This is a genomic window from Mediterraneibacter gnavus ATCC 29149 (genome assembly GCF_008121495.1).
Classification (GTDB): domain Bacteria; phylum Bacillota; class Clostridia; order Lachnospirales; family Lachnospiraceae; genus Mediterraneibacter; species Mediterraneibacter gnavus.
Genome location: NZ_CP043051.1, coordinates 2,353,043 through 2,373,718 on the forward strand (window position 1 = coordinate 2,353,043; position 20,676 = coordinate 2,373,718).

The following is a 20,676-nucleotide window of genomic DNA, read 5'->3' on the forward strand; positions in this document are numbered from 1 at the left end:
TCGATTTTATGCTGCTTTGGTAAGGTCGGACAACGGACGGAAGGTATATCCCATTTCCTCCCATTTTGAGAGGAGCTCCTCCATAATTTCTCCGTTGGTCTTTGATGTATTGTGAAGCAGTACAACCGCTCCGGGATGAACGCGGGAAAGCAGTTTGTCAAAGGCTTCTTCATGAGTAGGCTGATCATCCTGCTGCCAGTCTACATAGGCAAGGCTCCAGAAAAATGTCTGGTATCCCAGCTGTTGTGCCATTTTCAGATTTTCAGTACTGTAGATACCTTGTGGGGGACGGTAATATTTGATCATGTCAGTGCCGGTGATTTCTTTATAGAGAGATTCTACGCCGGAAAGTTCTTTTTGAAAATTTTCGACAGAGGAAATCTTAGACATATCCGGATGACTGAGCGTATGATTGGCCACTGTATGCCCTTCTTCTGTCATGCGGCGGATCAAATCCGGATTATCCCGGACAAAGTTTCCCACAACAAAGAAAGCAGCAGGAGCCTGATGTTTTTTCAGCGCATCTAAAATAGCTGGCGTAGCGCCGTTTTCATACCCGCAGTCAAAGGTCAAATATAAAATTTTTTCATCCGTATCCTGCGCGTAGTAAGCATCATATTGCTTCAGCTCTTCAATCGAAGCGTTGGCAGTGGGGAGTGTTCCTTCCTCTGGAAAACTAAGGCCCCAGTTTTCAGAGGACGAGAGGACCGGGCCGGATACCGGATGAATGCCAAGGGAAAGTTCGGCTTTTCCGGCGAGAGAACCGAGTAAAAAGGCAAGTGTAAGAAATAAAAGACGACGAAAACAGACAAACAGGATTTTTTTGTCATGCGTGCTAATGTTCATAGAAAAGCTCCGGAACGTTGTTTTTGCTACTATATTCGAGAAAACAGGGAAATATGCTTACAGTAGACTTTTGGAGAAAAGAGTGATACAGTTAATGCAGAAAATGAATGGAAAATCAGAGGTGACATATGAAAAAAGCGGCATTATTTTTTGATATTGACGGAACGATATTAAGTGAAAAAACAAAAGAGATTCCAAAGAGCGCGATCGAGGCACTTTTGGCGGCGCAGAAAAAAGGACATCTTTTATTTATCAATACAGGGAGAACTATGTGCTCGATTCCGGCACAGTTAAAGCAGTTCATGTTTGACGGATATTTGTGCGGATGCGGAACATATCTGACGTATCATGATGAGGTATTGTTCACAAGAAATATTGACAAAAAACGGGGAAGAGAAATTTTAAATAAAATGGCGGAATGCAATTTGGACGGGATTGCAGAAGGAACGGAAGATATTTATATTCCAGAGAGGATTACCAGGTTTGAACGTCTGGAGACATCCAGAAGATATTTTCAGTCCAATGGTCTTGGATTGGAATGTTATCTCGAAAAAGATGATTTCATTTATGACAAGGTGTTCATTTATGCAGATGAGAAAAGCAATCTTCAGGAATTTTTTACGTTTATCGAGGAAGATATGGAAGCAATTGACCGCGGAGGCAATACCTATGAAATTGTGCAGAAAGGCTACAGTAAAGGGACTGCCTGCGATGTAATCCTGAAAAAATTCGGGATGGAACTGGATCGGGCATATGTATTTGGAGACAGTATGAATGATCTTTCCATGTTTCAGTATGCGAAGCATACGATTGCCATGGGAAATCATGCAAAAGGACTGGATCCTTTTACAGAGTATGTAACAGCAGAAGTAGAGAAAGATGGGATTGCTCAGGCAATCCGTCATTACGGTTTAGATTAAAAAGGAGCGGCTTATGAAATTATTTGTATACAGTTACAGGACATTTGATGAGGATGTGTATTTCCGGGAATTTTCAAAGGAATATGGGGTAGAACTGGGAATCTGTCATCAGGGACCATCTATGGAAAATGCACATCTGGCAGAAGGATATGACTATATCAGTATTCTTACCAGCAAAATTAACGCAGCACTGGTAAGACGATTCCGGGAACTGGGAGTCAAAATGATCTCTACCCGGACGATCGGTTATGACCATATCGATCTGGATGCAGCGAGAGCGTGTGGGATGAAGGTCAGCAATGTGACATACTCACCGGAATGTGTGGCAGATTATACGATGCTTTTAATCCTGATGTCCATTCGAAAAATGAAACGGATTCTGCAGCGGGCAGAGCTCAACGACTTTTCACTGCCGGGAATCCAGGGAGGAGAACTGCATAATTTTACAGTGGGCGTCATCGGAACCGGCAAAATCGGGCAGGCTGTCATCCGGGATCTGAGTGGATTTGGCTGTAAGATCTATGCGTATGATGTCTATCGTTCAGAGAGTGTAAAAGAATATGCAGACTATGTGGAAAACGTGCAGGAAATTTATCAGAAGTGTGATCTGATCACACTGCATATGCCATTATTTGAGTCCAATTTCCATATGATCGATGAAAAGGCAATGGCGCAGATGAAAGATGGTGTAGTTCTGATCAACACGGCAAGAGGCGGTCTGATCGATACCAAAGCGCTGATCAAAGGTCTGGAAACAGGAAAAGTCGGTGCAGCAGGTCTGGATGTGATCGAGGATGAATTTGGATTGTATTATAAGGATCTGAAATCGAAGTGCTTAAGTAAGCATGATCTGTGTATCCTGAGAAGTTTTCCTAATGTAGTTGTGACACCACATATGGCATTTTATACCGACCAGGCAGTCAGTGATATGGTGAAAAATTCGATTTTGAGCTGTTGTCTGAATGAGCGGGGAGAGGAAAATCCCTGGGAAGTAAAATAATAAAAACGGACCGTGCATGAAAAAAGGTTCGTGTACGGTCCATTTGAGTTTAAGAAAAATAGAGCTCTTTAATCTTCTCCACAGGCATCTCCTGCCCGGTCCACAGCTTGAATGCCTCCGCCCCCTGGTACAGCAGCATATAGAGTCCGTTGAAAGTCGGACATCCGGCTTCTCTGGCAAGGCGCAGCAGTTTTGTCTCTTTCGGATTGTAGATCACATCGGAAACGATCAGGTCTTTATGGAAAAAGGACGGATCGTTGATGATGGAAGCGTCTGTATTCGGAGCCATGCCCACAGAAGTTCCGTTGGTCAGGATATAGCTGTCTGCAATCTCTCTTCGAAGGATGGAATCATCTTCAAAATCAAACAGTTGTACCTTACAATTTGTTCGCTCATTTAATGTCTGAACAATCTGCTCGGCGCGCACATAAAACTGGTCATGGATACTGAATACGGAAATCTCTGACAATCCGTCCAGTGCTGCCTGAACCAGAATGGAGGTGGCAGCTCCGCCTGCGCCGAGAAGTGTCATCTTTTTTCCAATCAGATCGTATCCGGCATCCTTTGCTGCGAGCAGGTATCCGGTACCATCCGTTGTATGTCCAGTCAGAATTCCGTTGTCATTCACGACGGTATTGACAGCCTGAGAGATTTCCGCAGCCGGAGAGAGTCGGTCACAGAGCTCACACATTTTATTTTTATCCGGCATGGTTAGGTTGAAGCCACGTACGTTCATGGCGCGAAGTCCATCCACGGCAGCGGCCAGTTTGTCGGTTCCGACATCGAATGCAAGGTAGACATAATCAAGTCCCAGATGTTCAAAAGAAGCGTTGTGCATCATGGGAGAGATGCTGTGTGCAACAGGGCTTCCGAACAGTCCTGTCAGTCCGGTGTGTCCGGTAATCTGTTTCATAAGTGGGTTCCTCCTGTTTTAAATTTCGTCTGCCTGGTCAAAGAATGTAAGATCGGCAGGGTATACATAACTGTCACCGATCTGGTGAAGGAGCACCAGATTTAAGTGATTGTTCAGATTTTTCTTATCCAGTGAGATGGCGTCCATAAGATCACTCATCGGCAGATGGCAGGTATCCGGAAGACCGTAGGCATTCAAAATCAGCCGGATCTTTTGGGCAGTACCTGGCTGGCACAAGTTTTTTTCTTCGGCGAGCTTACTGATCTGATACATACCGATGCCGACGGCTTCCCCATGGCTTTCCCGCTCATAGTGGAAATACTGTTCGATCGTGTGTGCAAGCGTGTGACCGAAATTTAAAAGCATCCGCTCCCCGGTATCGAACTGATCGTTTTCCACAACCTGACGTTTGATGTCCACACAGCGGAAAATGATTTCAGGAAGAATGTCCTGCAGGTTTTCAAAAGAACCACGTTCTTTTAATGTCTCAAACAGGGCAGCGTCTCTGATACAGCCGTATTTGATGACCTCGCCCATTCCATCCATAATAAAGTGTTCAGGAAGAGTGCGAAGAACCTGAGGATCGATCAGTACCAGTTTTGGGTGATAAAAAGCTCCTACCAGGTTTTTTCCCTGCGGGAGATCTACCGCAACCTTTCCGCCAACGGAAGAATCCACCTGTGCAAGCAGGGAAGTCGGAATCTGCACGAAACGGATCCCTCTTAAATAACTGGATGCGGCAAAACCCGCGAGATCTCCGATCACACCTCCGCCCAGAGCAATCACCAGATCACTGCGGGAAAACTTCTGCTTTAGCAGTGCATTGTAAAGCGCGGGGAGTGTCTCAAAGGCTTTGGTAGGTTCTCCGTGTGGAAGGACCAGCTCGTGTACCTCATAGTCACCGAGGGAAGTTTTCAACTTCTCTCCGTAAAGTGGGAATACATTGTCATCAGAGATGATCATAATCTTTTTTCCGGAAAAGCAGGAGGAAATATAAGAACTTGCCTTGTCCAGAATGTTGTTTTCAATATAAATCGGATAGCTGTTTTTTCCTAAATTTACTGTCAGTTTCAAAAATATCCCTCCCGTATATCAAGTTAAACCTGTTTTCCGACAACCTGGGCGATCTGTCCGATCTGTGCCAGAAGAGCCGCATATTTTTCCGGTTTCAGAGACTGGGCGCCGTCACAGAGTGCGCACTCCGGATCGTTGTGGACTTCGATCATCAGTCCGTCAGCGCCTGCTGCTACAGATGCTTTTGCCATTGGTTCTACCAGCCACCATTTTCCGCCGGCATGGCTTGGGTCGATGATGACCGGAAGGTGTGTTTTCTTCTTCAGAACAGGGATGCTCTGCAGATCCAGTGTGTTTCTGGTATAAGTTTCAAAAGTACGGATTCCGCGTTCGCAGAGGATGACATTCTCGTTTCCGGCTGCCATGATGTACTCTGCGGACATGATCCACTCTTCATAGGTCGCGTTCAGGCCTCGTTTTAAAAGAATTGGACGATCCAGCTGTCCAAGCTGTTTGAGCAGGTCAAAGTTCTGCATATTGCGGGCTCCGATCTGGATCAGGTCGACTTTTTCGTTGAAGACATCCAGGTGATCCGGAGACATCAGTTCTGTTACGATCGGAAGTCCGGTCTCCTCTTTGACTGCACAGAGAATGTCAAGTCCTTCCAGTCCGAGTCCCTGGAAAGAATACGGGCTTGTTCTCGGTTTGAAAGCGCCGCCGCGCAGCATATTGGCTCCGGCAGCTTTGACAGATTTTGCGATTCCAAGAACCTGCTCGTAGGATTCTACAGAACACGGACCTGCAATCAGTGCCAGATTGTCTCCGCCGACTTTGACACCGGATACATCAATAATAGAATCCTCCGGATGAAAGGCGCGGTTGGAAAGCTTATAAGGTTCCTGTACATGCATGACTTTGTCAACGGAAGCGTCTACTTCAAAAAGACGTGCATCCAGGCGGGTCGTATCTCCGATACACCCGATGATAGTCATCTCCTGTCCACGGACAATGTGAGTATCCAGACCGTTTCGTTTAATCTGATGTTCAACTCTGGCAATATCTTTGTCAGAGGTATTTGGCTTTAATACGATAATCATAAATCGATCCTCCAGTTATTTGAATTAATACTGTAAAATTTTAGTTGTTTAAAGTGTGAAACTAAAAATATCATAAAACAATCAGGGTGGATTGTCAATGTTTTCCGGGGAATTTTCGATTTTATTTTGGGAATGGCAGAAAACGTGGTAGAATAAAAACGTGAATGAGAAAAAAAAGAATGAGAGAAGGGACGTTATGAAAACGAATGATGTGTGGAAACGCGCACGTAGAATACCTGTTATGCTGATCACAGAAGGGCTCTGCGTCGGTCTTGTCGGCGGATTTGTCGTGCTGCTTTACCGAGTGGCGCTGACTTTTGCGGGAGACTGGCTTGTAAAGATTCTTTCTTATATGAAAGGAAATCCATTTCGATGTGTGGTGTGGTTTTTGATTTTGGCAGCGCTTGCATGGATTGTGGGAAAACTGGTGAAGTGGGAACCGATGATCTCAGGAAGCGGGATCCCTCAGGTGGAAGGGGAGATAGCAGGGAGGCTTTCCCAAAACTGGAAACGCGTGCTGCCGGCAAAATTTGCAGGAGGCTTTTTGTGTATGCTGGGTGGTCTTTCTCTTGGAAGAGAAGGTCCGTCGATCCAACTTGGAGCCATGGCAGGACAGGGGATATCCAGAGCTTTGGGACGGGGAAAAAGAGAAGAGAAGTTTTTGATGACTTGTGGGGCGAGTGCGGGACTTTCTGCTGCTTTCCATGCACCGCTGGCAGGTATGATGTTTGCGGTAGAAGAGATCCATAAAACATTTTCAATCCCGATTCTTCTTCCTGTCATGACAGCTTCGGTGACGGCTGATTATATTGCTTCCCACATTCTTGGCCTAGATCCGGTATTTCGATTTCAGATCACGAAATATCTGCCGCAAAACTATTACTGGCTTTTGATCCTTTTGGGAATTTTGGTAGGTGTATCCGGTGTGTTTTATAATTGGGGGATGTTAAAGGCCCAGGAATTGTATCGCAAAATTCCGTTTATGAAAGAAACAGGCCGTCTGTTGATCGCCTTTCTGACTGCGGGAGTATTGGGGATTGTGATGCCGTGGGTATTGGGAAGTGGTTCGGGCTTGATTGTCAGCCTGACACAGGGTGAAATGGTATTGGGGATGGTTGTGCTGACGCTGGTTATGAAGTTTTTATTTTCCGCAGTCAGCTTTGGCTCCGGAGCGCCGGGAGGAATTTTCTTTCCGCTTTTGATATTAGGCGCTTTGATCGGAGCAGTATTTGCCATGGCGGGGGTCGAATTTTTTGGCTTGGCTCCGGTGTATGTCAACAATTTTGTACTGCTTGGGATGACCGGATTCTTTACAGCGATTGTAAGAGCACCGCTGACGGGGATTATCCTGTTATTTGAAATGTCCGGAAGTATCAGTCAGATGCTTTCCCTGTCGATCGTGTCGGTAACGGCATATATTGTGGCAACGCTGATGCGCTCAGAGCCGATTTATGACAGTCTTTTGAAGAGAATTCTCAAAGCGGATACTATAGTGCATGACAAATGAAACAACTTATGGTATACTTCATTTTAGAATATGCGTATGTGGCAGAGATGCCGGATACCAAAGAGATTTGAAGGAGCCAGACAGATGAAAAGAGTATTGTTAAAACTGAGCGGCGAAGCACTTGCCGGAGATAAAAAGACAGGATTTGATGAGGCAACCTGCATAGGAGTTGCAAATCAGGTGAAGCAGCTTGTAGATCAGGGAATTCAGGTTGCGATCGTGACAGGCGGCGGAAATTTCTGGAGAGGCCGTACCAGTGAGACGATCGACCGTACAAAAGCAGATCAGATCGGAATGCTTGCAACGGTGATGAACTGTATTTACGTGTCTGACATTTTCCGCCATGTGGGGATGAAGACAGAAGTGTTTACTCCATTTGTATGTGGAGCGTTTACATCGTTGTTTTCCAAGGATGCAGCAGTGGAAGCGCTGGAAGAAGGAAAAGTGATCTTTTTTGCAGGAGGAACCGGACACCCATATTTTTCAACGGATACAGGAGCTGTTCTGCGTGCGATCGAAATCGAGGCAGATGCGATGCTTCTTGCAAAAGCAATTGACGGAATTTATGACAGCGATCCGAAAGTAAATCCGGAGGCGAAAAAATATGATGAGATCTCCATTCAGGAAGTGATCAATCAGAAGCTGGCAGCAGTGGATCTGACAGCATCCATTCTCTGCCTTGAGAATAAGATGCCGATGCTGGTATTTGGACTGAATGAAGAAAACAGTATTGTAGAGACCATGAGCGGTACATTTACCGGAACAAAAGTGACAGTATAAGGAGGACAAAAACATGGATGAAAAATTAAAAGTATATGATGACAAGATGACAAAAACAATCAACAATCTGGGAAGTGAGCTTGCAGCCATCCGCGCAGGACGTGCCAATCCACATGTATTGGATAAGCTGACAGTGGATTACTATGGAGTGCCGACTCCGATCCAGCAGGCAGCGAACATATCCGTACCGGAAGCACGCATGATCCAGATACAGCCATGGGAAAAGAGCATGTTAAAAGAAATCGAAAAAGCAATCCTGATGTCTGATATCGGAATCAATCCTACAAACGATGGAACGGTGGTACGCCTGATGTTCCCGGAACTGACAGAAGAGCGAAGAAAAGAACTGGTAAAAGATGTGAAGAAAAAAGGAGAGGCAGCAAAAGTTGCAATCCGCAATATCCGTCGTGACGGAAACGATGCATTCAAAAAACTGAAAGGAACAGAGATTTCAGAAGACGGGATCAAAGACTTGGAAGATTCACTTCAGAAACTGACAGACAAATACATTGCAGAAGTCGATAAAGCGGTGGAAGCAAAATCCAAAGAAGTACTGACAGTTTAGGATACAGCCTGTGTGACAGGCCAATATTACGAAACAGCAGGAGGGGCAGATGTGAAGAAGCCTCTCTTTTCCATCTTCTGGATGGAAAGACCTGCAAGAAGGAGGAAATACAATGAACGTACCGCAGCATATTGCCATCATCCTGGACGGAAACGGGAGATGGGCAAAAGCCAAGGGAATGCCGAGAAATTACGGGCATGCACAGGGCAGTAAGAATGTAGAGCGGATCTGCGAAGAAGCCTGGAGAATGGGGATTAAATATCTGACCGTGTATGCGTTTTCCACAGAGAATTGGAACCGGCCGGAAAGTGAAGTCAGCGCGCTGATGAAACTGCTGCGCAATTATATGAAGACCTGTCTGAAGACCGCGGCGAAAAATGATATGAAAGTGCGTGTGCTGGGAGACATTGAGGCGCTGGATGAGGATATCCGGACCAGAATTTTGGAACTGGAAGAAGCCACAAAGGATAACGGTGGCTTAAACTTTCAGATCGCGCTGAATTATGGAAGCCGGGATGAGATGATCCGCGCTGTGCGCCGCCTTGCAAGAGACTGCGCAGATGGAAAGGTTGTGCCGGAAACGATCGATGAGACAGTGTTTGAGTCTTATCTGGATACCCATGGGATACCGGATCCCGATCTTTTGATCCGTACCAGTGGGGAACTGCGGCTTTCCAATTATTTATTGTGGCAGCTGGCATATACGGAATTTTATTTTACAGAGATTCCATGGCCGGATTTTACAAAAGAGGAATTAGAAAAGGCAATTGCGCAGTATAATAAAAGAGACAGAAGATACGGCGGTGTGAAGGAGGAAGAAGATGTTTAAGACACGTCTTTTAAGTGGGATTCTCCTGGTGGTGATCGCTCTGATCACAGTGATCACAGGAGGAAATGTACTGTTTGCAACTTTGTTTTTGATCAGTATGATCGGAGTCTATGAGTTGTACAGAGTGTTTGAGATTGAAAATAAAGCAGTTGGGATCTGCGGATTTTTGTTTGCAGCAGGATACTATGGTCTGTTGTATGCCAAACCGCTGCTTCCAGATACAACGGATTGGTTCATGCTGTTATTTATGGCATTTGTGATCTGTCTGATGGCAGTGTTGGTATTTTCTTATCCAAAATATCGGACAGAGCAGATGTTGGCAGCGTTTTTCGGAGTATTTTATGTGGCAGTGATGTTGTCTTATATTTATCAGACAAGAATTCTGCCGGGCGGTGTCTTTCAGGTATGGCTGGTATTTATCTGTGCCTGGGGATGTGATACCTGCGCATATTGTGTGGGGATGCTGATCGGCAAGCATAAAATGGCACCGAAGCTGAGTCCGAAGAAGTCTGTGGAAGGCGGAATCGGCGGAATCGCGGGAGCAGCGCTGATCGCAGTTCTCTATGCACTTGCGATCAACCACTGGGGCAATGCAGGAGTCAGTGTGGCCAGCTTTGCAATAATCGGTGCAGCAGGCGGTGCGATTTCCCAGATCGGAGATCTGGCGGCATCCGCGATCAAGAGAAATCATGACATCAAAGATTACGGAAAGTTGATACCGGGACACGGTGGGATTCTGGACAGATTTGACAGTATTATTTTCACGGCACCGATCATTTTTTATCTTTCCGTGCTTCTCTAAGAAAGAAGGAAAACAGATATGAAAAAAATAGCAATACTTGGTTCGACCGGCTCTATCGGAACCCAGACACTGGAAGTCGTAAGAGAAAATCGGGATATCGAGGTCACGGCGCTGGCGGCCGGAAGTAATATCGGGCTTCTGGAAGCGCAGATCCGTAAGTTTCATCCGGTGCTGGCAGCGGTGTGGGACGAGGCAAAAGCCAAAGAACTCAGAGAGAATGTCAAAGATCTGGATGTGAAGGTAGTATCCGGAATGGACGGACTCATAGAAGTGGCAGTACAGCAGGATGCAGAAATCCTGGTGACAGCGATCGTAGGAATGATCGGAATCCTGCCGACGATCGAGGGAATCAAGGCAGGAAAGGATATCGCACTGGCGAATAAAGAGACACTGGTGACAGCAGGACACATCATTATGCCGCTGGCAAAGGAGTACGGAGTTTCCATTCTTCCGGTAGACAGTGAGCACAGTGCCATTTTCCAGTCTTTGCAGGGAGGGCAGCACAAGGCGCTGCATAAGATCCTGCTCACAGCGTCCGGTGGACCGTTCCGCGGGAAAAAGCGGGAAGAGCTTCTTAATATTCAGGTGGAAGATGCGCTGAAGCATCCAAACTGGGAGATGGGGCGCAAGATCACGATCGATTCCTCCACCATGGTCAATAAAGGACTGGAAGTGATCGAGGCAAAATGGCTGTTTGATGTGTCTGTGGATCAGATCCAGGTTGTCGTGCAGCCACAGAGTATCATTCATTCCATGGTTGAATATGTGGACGGCGCGGTGATCGCACAGCTTGGAACACCGGATATGAAACTTCCGATTCAGTATGCTTTGTATTATCCCAAGAGACGGTATCTTCCGGGAGACAGGCTGGATTTTGAGACACTTTCCCAGATTACGTTTGAGCGCCCGGATATGGAGACGTTCTATGGATTGAAGCTGGCATATGAAGCCGGAAAAACAGGCGGCTCTCTTCCAACGGTATTCAATGCAGCCAACGAGCGTGCGGTTGCTATGTTTTTGAATCGGGAGATTGGCTATCTGCAGATTCCGGAGATCATTGCCGGCTGTATGGAGATGCACAAAGTGATTGCAGATCCAACCGTAGAAGAGATTCTTCAGACAGAGCAGGAAACTTATGAATATATCAAAAACAGGTGGTAGTATATGGGTATTATTTTAGCAATTCTTCTGTTCAGTTTGATCATCATCATCCATGAACTGGGACATTTTACACTGGCAAAATTAAACGGGATCCGTGTAGATGAATTTTCATTGGGAATGGGGCCGACTCTGTTTGGCAAGGAGTTTAAAGGAACCAAATTCAGCTTAAAACTTCTCCCTCTGGGCGGTGCCTGCATGATGGGAGAAGATGATGCAGACGATACTTCCGAGGGGAGCTTTAACAGCAAGTCCGTGTGGGCGAGAATTTCAGTGATCGCGGCAGGACCTTTGTTTAACTTTATCCTGGCGCTTCTGATGTCAGCGATTCTGGTGGGAGCAGCCGGCTATGCGGTTCCTGTGATACAGGAAGTCGAATCCGGTTCCTCAGGAAGTGAGCAGGGATTGAAAAAAGGGGATGTGATCACAGAGATCAATGGAAAGAAAATTCATATTTATGAAGAGTTCCAGCTGTACAATCTGACACACAGTACATCTGACACGGCAGAGCTGACCTTTGAGCGCGATGGAAAAGAACATACGATCCAGATGGAAAAACGACAGTTTGGGGATGAGACCACAAAGAGAATGGGATTTACCTATTCTGCAGAGGTGGAGAAACCGGGATTTTTCAAAAGTATCCAGTATGGGGCATACACGGCAAAATACTGGGTAGAGTACACGCTGGAGTGCCTGAAGATGCTCCTGACGGGTGAAGTAGGTGTGAATCAGTTGTCCGGTCCGGTAGGAATTGTTGAGGTAGTCAATGATACCTATGATGCGGCAGCACCGTCCGGCTGGTCGGCAGTCATCTTAAGTATGATGAACCTGGGAATTCTGATCTCAGCCAACTTAGGTGTCATGAACCTGCTTCCAATCCCAGCACTGGATGGAGGGCGTCTGGTATTTCTTCTGATCGAGGCGGTGAGAAGAAAACGGATCGCTCCGGAGAAAGAAGGTATGGTGCATTTTATTGGATTTGCAGCATTGATGGCACTGATGGTGTTTGTGATGTATAACGATATTATGCGGTTGTTTTGATCAAAAAGAATACAGTATAAAAAAACGTTTCTGCGAAAGCAGGAGCGTTTTTTTTCGATCATCCAGTGTCCGTTATTTTTTATGAATACTTTGCATATAGTTAGAAGAAACTGTGAAAAAGGAAAATGGATATGGATTACAGTAAAAATCAAAGGAGGAACTCACAGGCCATCCGAATGCAGCAGGAGCACATAGACAAGGGAAAACTCCAGATCCAGATTACATCACAAGTGACGGCTTTTCCCATCCAGAATGCGCAGGTTTCCATTTCTTATACCGGAGTTCCGGAAAATACTCTGGAAAAGCTGCAGACAGATTCATCCGGGCAGACAGAAGAAATCGAACTGGCGGCACCGCCCATCGAGTACAGCCTGAACCCGGAATCGGATCAGCAGCCCTATTCCGAATATACACTGAATGTGGAGGCGGAAGGATTTGAACCGGTGAGTATCTCAGGGGCGGAGATTCTGGCAGATGTGACGGCAATTCAAAATATTTCTATGCGTCCTCAGGTTACACAGGAAGAGTCGGGAGAAGTGTTCGTGATTCCTGCACATACGCTCTACGGGGAATATCCGGCGAAAATTGCGGAGGATGAGATCAAGCCGGTCACAGAGTCCGGAGAGATCGTGCTCAGCCGGGTAGTGATTCCGGAATTTGTGGTTGTCCACGATGGTTCTCCGAGGGACTCCACGGCAAAAAATTACTATGTGAGATATCGGGATTACATCAAAAATGTGGCGTCCAGTGAGATTTATGCAACCTGGCCGGACAGTACGATCCGCGCAAATGTGCTGGCGATTATGTCATTTACATTGAACAGGGTATACACAGAATGGTATCGGAATAAAGGGTATGATTTTACGATCACATCGTCTACAGCATTTGATCACAAGTGGATTCCGGAACGAAATGTGTACGATACGATTTCGGCGGTAGTGGATGAGATTTTTGCAAACTATCTGTCCCGTCCGAATGTACGGCAGCCGATTCTGACGCAGTATTGTGATGGTACCAGGGTGAGCTGTCCCAACTGGATGACACAATGGGGGTCAAAGGAGCTGGGAGATCAGGGATATACTCCGATTGAGATTCTGCGTTATTTTTACGGAAGTGATATGTATATCAATACAGCGGAAGAAATTTCCGGAATCCCGTCTTCCTGGCCGGGATATACACTGGAAAATGGATCCAGCGGAGCAAAGGTACGTCAGCTTCAGGAACAGCTCAATGTGATCGCGGGGGCGTATCCGGCGCTGCCAAAGATTCAGACAGACGGAGTGTATGGACCGGCAACTGCGGAGGCGGTCAGAAAGTTTCAGGAAATTTTTGGTCTGCCGCAGACAGGAACCGTGGATTACCGGACCTGGTATAAGATTTCACAAATTTATGTGGGAGTTTCCAGAATTGCAGAATTGAATTAAAGTGGATACAATGTGAAAAATTCTTGACAGAGGAAAAAGTCTTTTTTATAATCAACTGGTACTACCAGTTGGTTATAAGGGAGAATGAGAAAATGAAAATATTGAGACAATTTGTAATCATCCTGCTGATTTCTTTTTTAGGAGAACTGTTAAAAGCTGCGCTGCCATTGCCTGTTCCGGCAAGCGTGTGGGGGCTTATCCTTATGCTGGCGGCATTGAAAACAGGGGTGCTCAAGCTGAGTCAGGTTTCTGATGCGGCAGTCTTTTTGATTGAGATCATGCCGGTCATGTTTATTCCTGCAGGAGTCGGTCTTTTGAATGCATGGGGAGTGCTGAAGCCCGTGTGGATCCCGATCAGTGTGATCACGGTCGTGACTACGGTTCTGGTAATGGCAGTGACTGCAAAAGTGACACAGACTGTCATACACAATAGTAAAAAGAAGAAAGAGAAAGCAGAACAGGAGACAGTAAGATGAAAGAGTTTTTAGTACATTCCGTATTTTTCGGTGCAGCAGTCAGTCTGATCGGTTACGAGGCAGGGCTGCTTTTAAAACGAAAGTTCAAGATGGCAATTTTTAATCCGCTTTTGATCGCCATTTTGTGTGTTATGGCGATTCTGACAGTAGGGGATATTTCCTATGATGATTACAATCAGGGTGCACAGTATTTGAGTTACCTGCTCACGCCGGCAACCGTTTGTCTGGCAGTTCCGTTATATCAGCAGTTAAATCTGCTGAAAAAGAATTTAAAAGCAGTAGCGGCGGGAATCTTATCCGGAGTTTTGACAAGTATACTCAGTGTTCTTGGCCTGTCTTATTTATTCGGACTTTCTCATGATATGTATGTGACACTGCTTCCGAAATCAATTACAACAGCAATCGGAATGGGAGTGTCGGAAGAACTAGGGGGAATTGTTACGATTACCGTTGCAGTGATCATCATTACCGGAGTACTGGGAAATATGATCGCAGACGTGGTGTACCGGGTATTTCGGATCAAAGAACCAGTAGCGAAGGGGCTGGCCCTGGGAACAGCATCCCATGCGATCGGAACAGCAAAAGCAATGGAGATGGGACCGGTAGAAGGCGCCATGAGCAGTCTGGCGATTGCGGTAGCCGGACTTTTGACCGTAATTTTCGCATCTGTTTTTGCAGGATGTTTATAAGGGAGGAAGAACAAATGAAGCGTATGATCATTACAATTGGAAGACAGTCCGGAAGCAGCGGAAGAAAAGTCGGGGAATTACTGGCAGAGAGACTTTCTCTTCCTCTTTATGGAAAGGCAGAACTTCAAAAGATTGCAGAAGGTACGGATGATTATGAAGAGGTGCAGGCATTTTATGAGGAAGAGCCGGTAAACAGTTTATTATATGCCATTGCTATGAGCCAGTTTGAACAGGAGGTCGGACGGATTCCGTTTCAAAGAATCCGGGAGCTGGCGTCGAAAGAGTCCTGCATTATAATAGGAAGATGCGCAGGCCATATTTTCAGAGAAGATCCGGAAGCAGTCCGTGTCTTTATCCATGCAGATCCCAAGATCCGTGTGCAGAGAATCATGGAGCGGGAAGGACTTTCCGAGACAAAGGCAAAGAAATTTCTGGAGGATACAGACAGCAGACGAGCTTCTTTCCATAAATATTATACAAAGCAGGAGTGGGGACTGGCACAGGATTACGAACTGTGTCTGGACAGCGGCGTTTTGGGGATCGAAGGTACAGTTGAGGTATTGACAGAATATTTAAGATTCAGAGGTTTTTTAGGGAATGAATGAGAAAACATATGAGAGAGTGATCGAATATCTGAAACAGCAGATACAAGAAGGAAAACTTTCCTGCGGAAGCAAGATCCCATCTGAGCGGGAGCTGGCGGCAAGTCTGAATCTGGGACGAAATTCTGTCCGGGAGGCTCTTCGCACAATGGAACATACCGGAATGCTGGAGAGCAGACAGGGCAAAGGAAATTTTCTGGTGAATATGCCGCAGAAAAGTCTGGGAAATGTGTTTTCCATGATGCTGCTCACCGGACAGAGCAACTACAGGGAAGTCAGCCGAATCCGGCGAATCCTGGAGCAGGAGGCATTTGTACAGGCAGTGCGGTTGAAAAATCCGGAAGTTTTAAAGAGGCTGAAAGCAGAAATAAAAGAGATGCAGATACCGGAAAAGACGGCAGAGCATGACCGAAGATTCCATCAGGAGCTGATCCGTGCAGGAGAGAATCAATTGCTTGTCGCAGTGATGGAATCTTTGTCCGGTCTTTGTGAAGAAGAAATCGCACATGTACAAAAGGAAGCAAAAAATGAGGACTGGTGTCAGATCCATGAAGAAATCGTAAATGCCCTGGAAGAAGGAAATATGGAAAAAGGGCTGAAATGGATTCGCAGGCATTACGATAAAATTGATGACACTTTAATTTTCTAAAAACAGGTTGAAATATTCCCGGGTATGTAGTATAATCTTTACAATTTGAGAAAATTTACGAAGGGATAAGGTGAACAGATGAAGGCATTTCTGATTTTAGAAGATGGAACCGTGTTTACAGGAACAAGCATTGGTTCGACAAGAGATATGATTAGTGAAATCGTGTTTAATACCTCCATGACAGGATATTTAGAGGTGTTGACAGACCCTTCTTATGCGGGACAGGCAGTCGTAATGACGTATCCGTTGATTGGGAATTATGGAATCACACCGGACATGGAATCAAGAAAAGCATGGCCGGATGGTTATATTGTAAGAGAGCTGTCTCGTATGCCAAGCAATTTCAGATGTGAAGGTACGATTCAGGACTTTTTGAAAGAGCAGGATATTCCTGGAATCGCAGGCGTGGACACACGTGCTCTGACAAAGATTTTACGGGAAAAAGGTACCATGAATGGTATGATTACTACAAATGAAAATTACAATCTGGAAGAGATTCTTCCAAAGCTGAAGGCCTACACAGTAGGTGATGTTGTTTCTAAAGTAACATGCAGCGAGAAATATGTTCTGGAAGGAACAGGAAAGAAAGTAGCACTGCTGGATTTAGGAGCAAAAAATAATATTGCCAAATCTTTAAATCAGCGTGGTTGCGAAGTGACTGTATACCCGGCCCACACAACTGCAGAAGAGATCATTTCATCGAATCCTGACGGAATCATGTTGTCAAACGGCCCTGGAGACCCGGCAGACTGCACCTCTATTATTGAAGAAATCAAAAAATTGTACAATACAGATATTCCGATCTTTGCAATTTGCCTTGGACATCAGCTCATGGCTCTTGCTACAGGTGCGACTACACACAAGTTAAAATACGGACATCGCGGTGGAAATCATCCGGTCAAAGACCTTCAGACAAATCGTGTATATATTTCTTCTCAGAATCACGGTTATGTGGTAGATGCAGAAAATGTAGATCCAAATGTGGCAGTGCCTGCATTTACGAATGTCAACGATGGAACAAACGAGGGACTTGCCTATGTCGGAAAGAACATCTTTACCGTACAGTTCCATCCGGAAGCATGCCCGGGACCACAGGATTCCGGTTACCTGTTTGACAGATTCATTGAGATGATGGGAGGAGCGAAATAATGCCAAGAGACAGTCGTATTAAAAAAGTATTAGTAATTGGGTCCGGTCCTATCATTATCGGACAGGCAGCGGAGTTTGACTATGCAGGAACACAGGCATGCCGTTCTTTGAAGGAAGAAGGAATCGAAGTTGTTCTGTTGAACTCCAACCCGGCGACGATCATGACAGATAAAGATATCGCAGATAAAGTATATATTGAGCCATTGACAGTAGAAGTTGTGGAACAGCTGATTTTAAAAGAGCAGCCGGACAGCGTACTTCCGACACTGGGAGGACAGGCTGGTCTGAACCTGGCAATGGAACTGGAAGAGGCAGGATTTTTAAGAGAACACAATGTCCGCCTGATCGGTACAACTTCTGAGACAATCAAAAAGGCAGAGGATCGTCTGGAATTTAAAGCAACGATGGAAAAGATCGGAGAACCGGTCGCAGCTTCTCTGGTCGTAGAAAACGTAGAAGACGGTCTTGCATTTGCAAATAAGATCGGATATCCGGTTGTACTTCGTCCGGCATACACACTGGGAGGAAGCGGCGGCGGTATCGCACATGATTCTGAACAGCTGGTGGAGATCCTGGAGAACGGACTTCGTCTTTCCCGTGTAGGACAGGTTCTGGTAGAGCGCTGTATTGCAGGATGGAAAGAGATTGAGTACGAAGTAATGCGTGACGGAAACGGAAACTGCATTACGGTATGTAATATGGAAAATATTGACCCGGTTGGTGTGCATACAGGAGACAGTATCGTTGTGGCACCGTCACAGACGCTGGGGGACAAAGAATACCAGATGCTGCGTACTTCCGCTTTAAATATTATCAGTGAGCTGAATATCACGGGTGGATGTAACGTACAGTATGCTCTGCATCCGGAGACATTTGAATACTGTGTAATCGAGGTAAACCCGCGTGTCAGCCGTTCTTCTGCGCTGGCTTCCAAAGCGACAGGATATCCGATCGCGAAGGTTGCAGCAAAGATCGCTCTTGGTTATACACTGGATGAGATCAAAAATGCGATCACACAGAAGACATATGCAAGCTTTGAACCAATGCTGGACTACTGTGTCGTAAAACTTCCGAGACTTCCGTTTGATAAGTTTATCAGTGCAAAGAGAACACTGACTACACAGATGAAGGCAACCGGAGAGGTGATGAGTATCTGCGACAACTTTGAAGGTGCGCTGATGAAAGCCATCCGCTCTCTGGAGCAGCATGTAGACAGCCTCATGTCTTATGATTTCACAGATCTGTCTGTGGAAGAACTGACAGAGCAGCTGGAGATCGTGGATGATATGCGTATGTGGAGAATCGCAGAAGCAATCCGCCGAGGTGTAAGCTACGAAAAAATTCACGAGATCACACAGATCGATGAGTGGTTTATCGATAAATTTGCAATTATCGTAGAGATGGAAAACGCACTGAAGTCCGAAGAGCTGACACCGGAACTGTTAAAAGAAGCAAAACGGATGGAGTTCCCGGATAACGTGATCGCACAGCTGACAGGAAAGACAGAGCGTGAGATCCACGATATGCGTCATGCAAACGGCATTGTTGCAGCATACAAGATCGTAGATACGTGTGCAGCAGAATTTGCGGCAGAGACACCGTACTACTATTCTGTATTTGGAAGTGAGAATGAAGTAGAAGAGACTCGTGACAAGAAAAAAGTTCTGGTACTTGGATCCGGTCCGATCCGTATCGGTCAGGGAATCGAGTTCGATTTCTGTTCCGTACACTGTACATGGGCATTTGCAAAAGAAGGGTACGAGACGATCATCGTGAACAACAACCCGGAAACAGTTAGTACAGACTTTGATATTGCAGACAAGCTGTATTTTGAACCACTGACTCCGGAAGATGTAGAGAGTATTGTAGATATCGAAAAGCCAGACGGTGCAGTTGTACAGTTTGGTGGACAGACAGCGATCAAGCTGACAGAAGCTCTGATGAAAATGGGTGTTCCGATCCTTGGAACTTCTGCAGAGAATGTAGACAAAGCAGAAGACCGTGAATTATTCGATGAGATCCTTGAAGAGTGCGAGATTCCACGTCCGACAGGAGGAACGGTGTTTACTGCAGAAGAAGCCAAAGAAGTTGCAAACAGACTTGGATATCCGGTTCTGGTAAGACCTTCTTACGTATTGGGTGGACAGGGAATGCAGATCGCGATCAATGATAATGATATCGATGAATTTATCGGAATCATCAACCGGATCGCACAGGATCATCCGATTCTGGTGGATAAATATTTACAGGGGAAAGAAATCGAGGTCGATGCAGTTTGTGACGGCGAAGACATTCTGATTCCTGGAATCATGGAACACATTGAGCGTGCAGGAATCCATTCCGGAGACAGTATCTCTGTATATCCGGCACAGAGCCTGACACAGAAAGCAAAAGACAAGATTGCAGAGTATACAAGAAGACTTGCAAAATCTCTCCATGTCATCGGTCTGATCAATATTCAGTTCATCGTATGTGGAGAAGATGATGTGTATGTGATCGAAGTAAACCCACGTTCCAGCCGTACGGTTCCTTATATCAGTAAAGTAACCGGAATTCCGATCGTACCGCTTGCATCCAAAGTGATCATCGGAAACAAGATCAAAGAACTGGGATACACACCGGGACTGCAGCCGGAAGCAGATTACGTGGCAGTGAAGATGCCGGTATTCTCCTTTGAGAAGATCCGTGGTGCAGATATCAGCCTTGGACCTGAGATGAAATCTACAGGAGAATGTCTGGGAATTGCCAAGACATTTGACGAGGCACTTTATAAAGCATTCCTGGGTGCAGGAATCAAGCTGCCGAAGTTCAAAAACATGATCATGACTGTCCGTGATGAGGACAAACCGGAGGCAGTGGAGATCGGACGCAGATTTGAAAAGATCGGATACCGTATCTTTGCTACAAAGAGCACGGCAGAAGCGCTGAACGCAGCAGGCGTGAAAGCAATTCCGGTCCGCAAGATCGAGCAGGAGTCGCCAAACCTTCTGGATCTCATTTTAGGACACGAGATCGATCTGGTCATCGATATTCCGGCACAGGGGGCAGAGCACTCCAGAGACGGATTTGTCATCCGAAGAAACGCTATTGAGACAGGTGTCAATGTACTGACAGCGATCGATACCGCTGAGGCGCTGATCACCAGTCTTGAAAATACAGATATTAAAAAACTGACACTGATCGATATTGCGACAGTGCAGTAAATAAGGAAGCCC

20 protein-coding genes are annotated in these 20,676 nt (G+C 45.9%); 16 read left to right on the forward strand and 4 right to left on the reverse strand.

What is annotated here, in order from left to right; genetic code table 11:
* Positions 1-6 precede the first annotated feature (6 nt).
* Complete coding sequence (locus tag FXV78_RS11680) at positions 7-846, reverse strand: polysaccharide deacetylase family protein (protein ID WP_004844610.1); 840 nt, start codon at positions 844-846, stop codon at positions 7-9.
* Between the two features lie 128 nt (positions 847-974).
* Between FXV78_RS11680 and FXV78_RS11685 the strand changes: the two genes are divergently transcribed.
* Both FXV78_RS11685 and FXV78_RS11690 read left to right on the forward strand, forming a co-directional pair.
* Complete coding sequence (locus FXV78_RS11685; protein WP_004844609.1) at positions 975-1,766, forward strand: Cof-type HAD-IIB family hydrolase; 792 nt, start codon at positions 975-977, stop codon at positions 1,764-1,766.
* 13 nt (positions 1,767-1,779) lie between these two features.
* Positions 1,780-2,766 carry a D-isomer specific 2-hydroxyacid dehydrogenase family protein gene (locus FXV78_RS11690; RefSeq protein ID WP_004844608.1) on the forward strand — a complete coding sequence of 329 codons (987 nt, stop codon included), beginning with the start codon at positions 1,780-1,782 and terminating at the stop codon, positions 2,764-2,766.
* 49 nt (positions 2,767-2,815) lie between these two features.
* Here the strand turns inward: FXV78_RS11690 and FXV78_RS11695 are convergent, their stop codons facing one another.
* The 3 genes from FXV78_RS11695 to aroF are packed head-to-tail and all read right to left on the reverse strand — an operon-like array spanning position 2,816 to position 5,790.
* Positions 2,816-3,679, reverse strand: a complete 864-nt coding sequence (locus FXV78_RS11695) for a shikimate dehydrogenase (protein WP_004844607.1) — start codon at positions 3,677-3,679, stop codon at positions 2,816-2,818.
* Between the two features lie 18 nt (positions 3,680-3,697).
* On the reverse strand, positions 3,698-4,753 hold the full coding sequence (gene aroB / locus FXV78_RS11700) for a 3-dehydroquinate synthase (protein ID WP_009245267.1): 1,056 nt from the start codon (positions 4,751-4,753) through the stop codon (positions 3,698-3,700).
* A 23-nt stretch (positions 4,754-4,776) separates the two neighbouring features.
* Complete coding sequence (gene aroF, locus FXV78_RS11705) at positions 4,777-5,790, reverse strand: 3-deoxy-7-phosphoheptulonate synthase (RefSeq protein WP_004844605.1); 1,014 nt, start codon at positions 5,788-5,790, stop codon at positions 4,777-4,779.
* A 196-nt stretch (positions 5,791-5,986) separates the two neighbouring features.
* On the opposite strand from aroF, the gene FXV78_RS11710 reads away from it, so the two are divergent.
* The 14 genes from FXV78_RS11710 (at position 5,987) to carB (ending at position 20,664) form a co-directional block, all read left to right on the forward strand.
* Positions 5,987-7,297, forward strand: coding sequence for a ClC family H(+)/Cl(-) exchange transporter (locus FXV78_RS11710; RefSeq protein WP_009245266.1), 1,311 nt, complete (start codon positions 5,987-5,989; stop codon positions 7,295-7,297).
* 84 nt (positions 7,298-7,381) lie between these two features.
* Positions 7,382-8,077, forward strand: coding sequence for a UMP kinase (gene pyrH / locus FXV78_RS11715; RefSeq protein WP_009245265.1), 696 nt, complete (start codon positions 7,382-7,384; stop codon positions 8,075-8,077).
* A 13-nt stretch (positions 8,078-8,090) separates the two neighbouring features.
* Entirely contained in the window at positions 8,091-8,642 is a 552-nt protein-coding gene (gene frr / locus FXV78_RS11720) for a ribosome recycling factor (protein ID WP_004844602.1), read from the forward strand.
* A 112-nt stretch (positions 8,643-8,754) separates the two neighbouring features.
* Positions 8,755-9,471, forward strand: a complete 717-nt coding sequence (locus FXV78_RS11725) for an isoprenyl transferase (RefSeq protein WP_004844601.1) — start codon at positions 8,755-8,757, stop codon at positions 9,469-9,471.
* The gene (locus FXV78_RS11730) at positions 9,464-10,273 is read left to right on the forward strand and encodes a phosphatidate cytidylyltransferase (RefSeq protein WP_004844600.1); all 810 of its coding nucleotides are present in this window, start codon (positions 9,464-9,466) and stop codon (positions 10,271-10,273) included. The genes FXV78_RS11725 and FXV78_RS11730 overlap by 8 nt, the downstream gene beginning before the upstream one ends.
* A gap of 18 nt (positions 10,274-10,291) precedes the next feature.
* Positions 10,292-11,434 (forward strand): 1-deoxy-D-xylulose-5-phosphate reductoisomerase, encoded by a 1,143-nt coding sequence (gene dxr / locus FXV78_RS11735; protein ID WP_004844599.1) that lies wholly within the window; start codon positions 10,292-10,294, stop codon positions 11,432-11,434.
* Between the two features lie 3 nt (positions 11,435-11,437).
* Entirely contained in the window at positions 11,438-12,472 is a 1,035-nt protein-coding gene (gene rseP / locus FXV78_RS11740) for an RIP metalloprotease RseP (protein WP_004844598.1), read from the forward strand.
* Positions 12,473-12,603: 131 nt separating this feature from the next.
* On the forward strand, positions 12,604-13,896 hold the full coding sequence (locus FXV78_RS11745; protein ID WP_039960131.1) for a peptidoglycan-binding protein: 1,293 nt from the start codon (positions 12,604-12,606) through the stop codon (positions 13,894-13,896).
* Positions 13,897-13,988: 92 nt separating this feature from the next.
* Positions 13,989-14,372, forward strand: a complete 384-nt coding sequence (locus tag FXV78_RS11750) for a CidA/LrgA family protein (RefSeq protein WP_009245263.1) — start codon at positions 13,989-13,991, stop codon at positions 14,370-14,372.
* Positions 14,369-15,061 (forward strand): LrgB family protein, encoded by a 693-nt coding sequence (locus FXV78_RS11755; protein WP_004844595.1) that lies wholly within the window; start codon positions 14,369-14,371, stop codon positions 15,059-15,061. Before FXV78_RS11750 ends, FXV78_RS11755 begins: the two co-directional genes overlap by 4 nt.
* A gap of 14 nt (positions 15,062-15,075) precedes the next feature.
* The gene (locus FXV78_RS11760) at positions 15,076-15,666 is read left to right on the forward strand and encodes a cytidylate kinase-like family protein (RefSeq protein WP_039960129.1); all 591 of its coding nucleotides are present in this window, start codon (positions 15,076-15,078) and stop codon (positions 15,664-15,666) included.
* Positions 15,659-16,312, forward strand: a complete 654-nt coding sequence (locus FXV78_RS11765) for a FadR/GntR family transcriptional regulator (protein WP_004844593.1) — start codon at positions 15,659-15,661, stop codon at positions 16,310-16,312. Before FXV78_RS11760 ends, FXV78_RS11765 begins: the two co-directional genes overlap by 8 nt.
* A gap of 78 nt (positions 16,313-16,390) precedes the next feature.
* Positions 16,391-17,461: a carbamoyl phosphate synthase small subunit gene (locus FXV78_RS11770; protein ID WP_004844592.1), complete on the forward strand. Its 1,071-nt coding sequence runs from the start codon at positions 16,391-16,393 to the stop codon at positions 17,459-17,461.
* Positions 17,461-20,664 (forward strand): carbamoyl-phosphate synthase large subunit, encoded by a 3,204-nt coding sequence (gene carB / locus FXV78_RS11775; protein WP_004844591.1) that lies wholly within the window; start codon positions 17,461-17,463, stop codon positions 20,662-20,664. Before FXV78_RS11770 ends, carB begins: the two co-directional genes overlap by 1 nt.
* Positions 20,665-20,676 lie beyond the last annotated feature (12 nt).

Excerpts from the sequence above, each read along its gene's own strand:
- FXV78_RS11710 (WP_009245266.1), top strand. The coding sequence starts at position 5,987 with ATGAAAACGAATGATGTGTGGAAACGCGCACGTAGAATACCTGTTATG.
- carB (WP_004844591.1), top strand. The coding sequence starts at position 17,461 with ATGCCAAGAGACAGTCGTATTAAAAAAGTATTAGTAATTGGGTCCGGT.
- FXV78_RS11765 (WP_004844593.1), top strand. The coding sequence starts at position 15,659 with ATGAATGAGAAAACATATGAGAGAGTGATCGAATATCTGAAACAGCAG.
- FXV78_RS11695 (WP_004844607.1), bottom strand. The coding sequence starts at position 3,679 with ATGAAACAGATTACCGGACACACCGGACTGACAGGACTGTTCGGAAGC.
- rseP (WP_004844598.1), top strand. The coding sequence starts at position 11,438 with ATGGGTATTATTTTAGCAATTCTTCTGTTCAGTTTGATCATCATCATC.
- pyrH (WP_009245265.1), top strand. The coding sequence starts at position 7,382 with ATGAAAAGAGTATTGTTAAAACTGAGCGGCGAAGCACTTGCCGGAGAT.
- FXV78_RS11730 (WP_004844600.1), top strand. The coding sequence starts at position 9,464 with ATGTTTAAGACACGTCTTTTAAGTGGGATTCTCCTGGTGGTGATCGCT.
- frr (WP_004844602.1), top strand. The coding sequence starts at position 8,091 with ATGGATGAAAAATTAAAAGTATATGATGACAAGATGACAAAAACAATC.
- dxr (WP_004844599.1), top strand. The coding sequence starts at position 10,292 with ATGAAAAAAATAGCAATACTTGGTTCGACCGGCTCTATCGGAACCCAG.
- FXV78_RS11745 (WP_039960131.1), top strand. The coding sequence starts at position 12,604 with ATGGATTACAGTAAAAATCAAAGGAGGAACTCACAGGCCATCCGAATG.
- FXV78_RS11690 (WP_004844608.1), top strand. The coding sequence starts at position 1,780 with ATGAAATTATTTGTATACAGTTACAGGACATTTGATGAGGATGTGTAT.
- FXV78_RS11685 (WP_004844609.1), top strand. The coding sequence starts at position 975 with ATGAAAAAAGCGGCATTATTTTTTGATATTGACGGAACGATATTAAGT.
- FXV78_RS11725 (WP_004844601.1), top strand. The coding sequence starts at position 8,755 with ATGAACGTACCGCAGCATATTGCCATCATCCTGGACGGAAACGGGAGA.
- FXV78_RS11680 (WP_004844610.1), bottom strand. The coding sequence starts at position 846 with ATGAACATTAGCACGCATGACAAAAAAATCCTGTTTGTCTGTTTTCGT.
- aroF (WP_004844605.1), bottom strand. The coding sequence starts at position 5,790 with ATGATTATCGTATTAAAGCCAAATACCTCTGACAAAGATATTGCCAGA.
- FXV78_RS11770 (WP_004844592.1), top strand. The coding sequence starts at position 16,391 with ATGAAGGCATTTCTGATTTTAGAAGATGGAACCGTGTTTACAGGAACA.
- FXV78_RS11760 (WP_039960129.1), top strand. The coding sequence starts at position 15,076 with ATGAAGCGTATGATCATTACAATTGGAAGACAGTCCGGAAGCAGCGGA.
- FXV78_RS11755 (WP_004844595.1), top strand. The coding sequence starts at position 14,369 with ATGAAAGAGTTTTTAGTACATTCCGTATTTTTCGGTGCAGCAGTCAGT.
- FXV78_RS11750 (WP_009245263.1), top strand. The coding sequence starts at position 13,989 with ATGAAAATATTGAGACAATTTGTAATCATCCTGCTGATTTCTTTTTTA.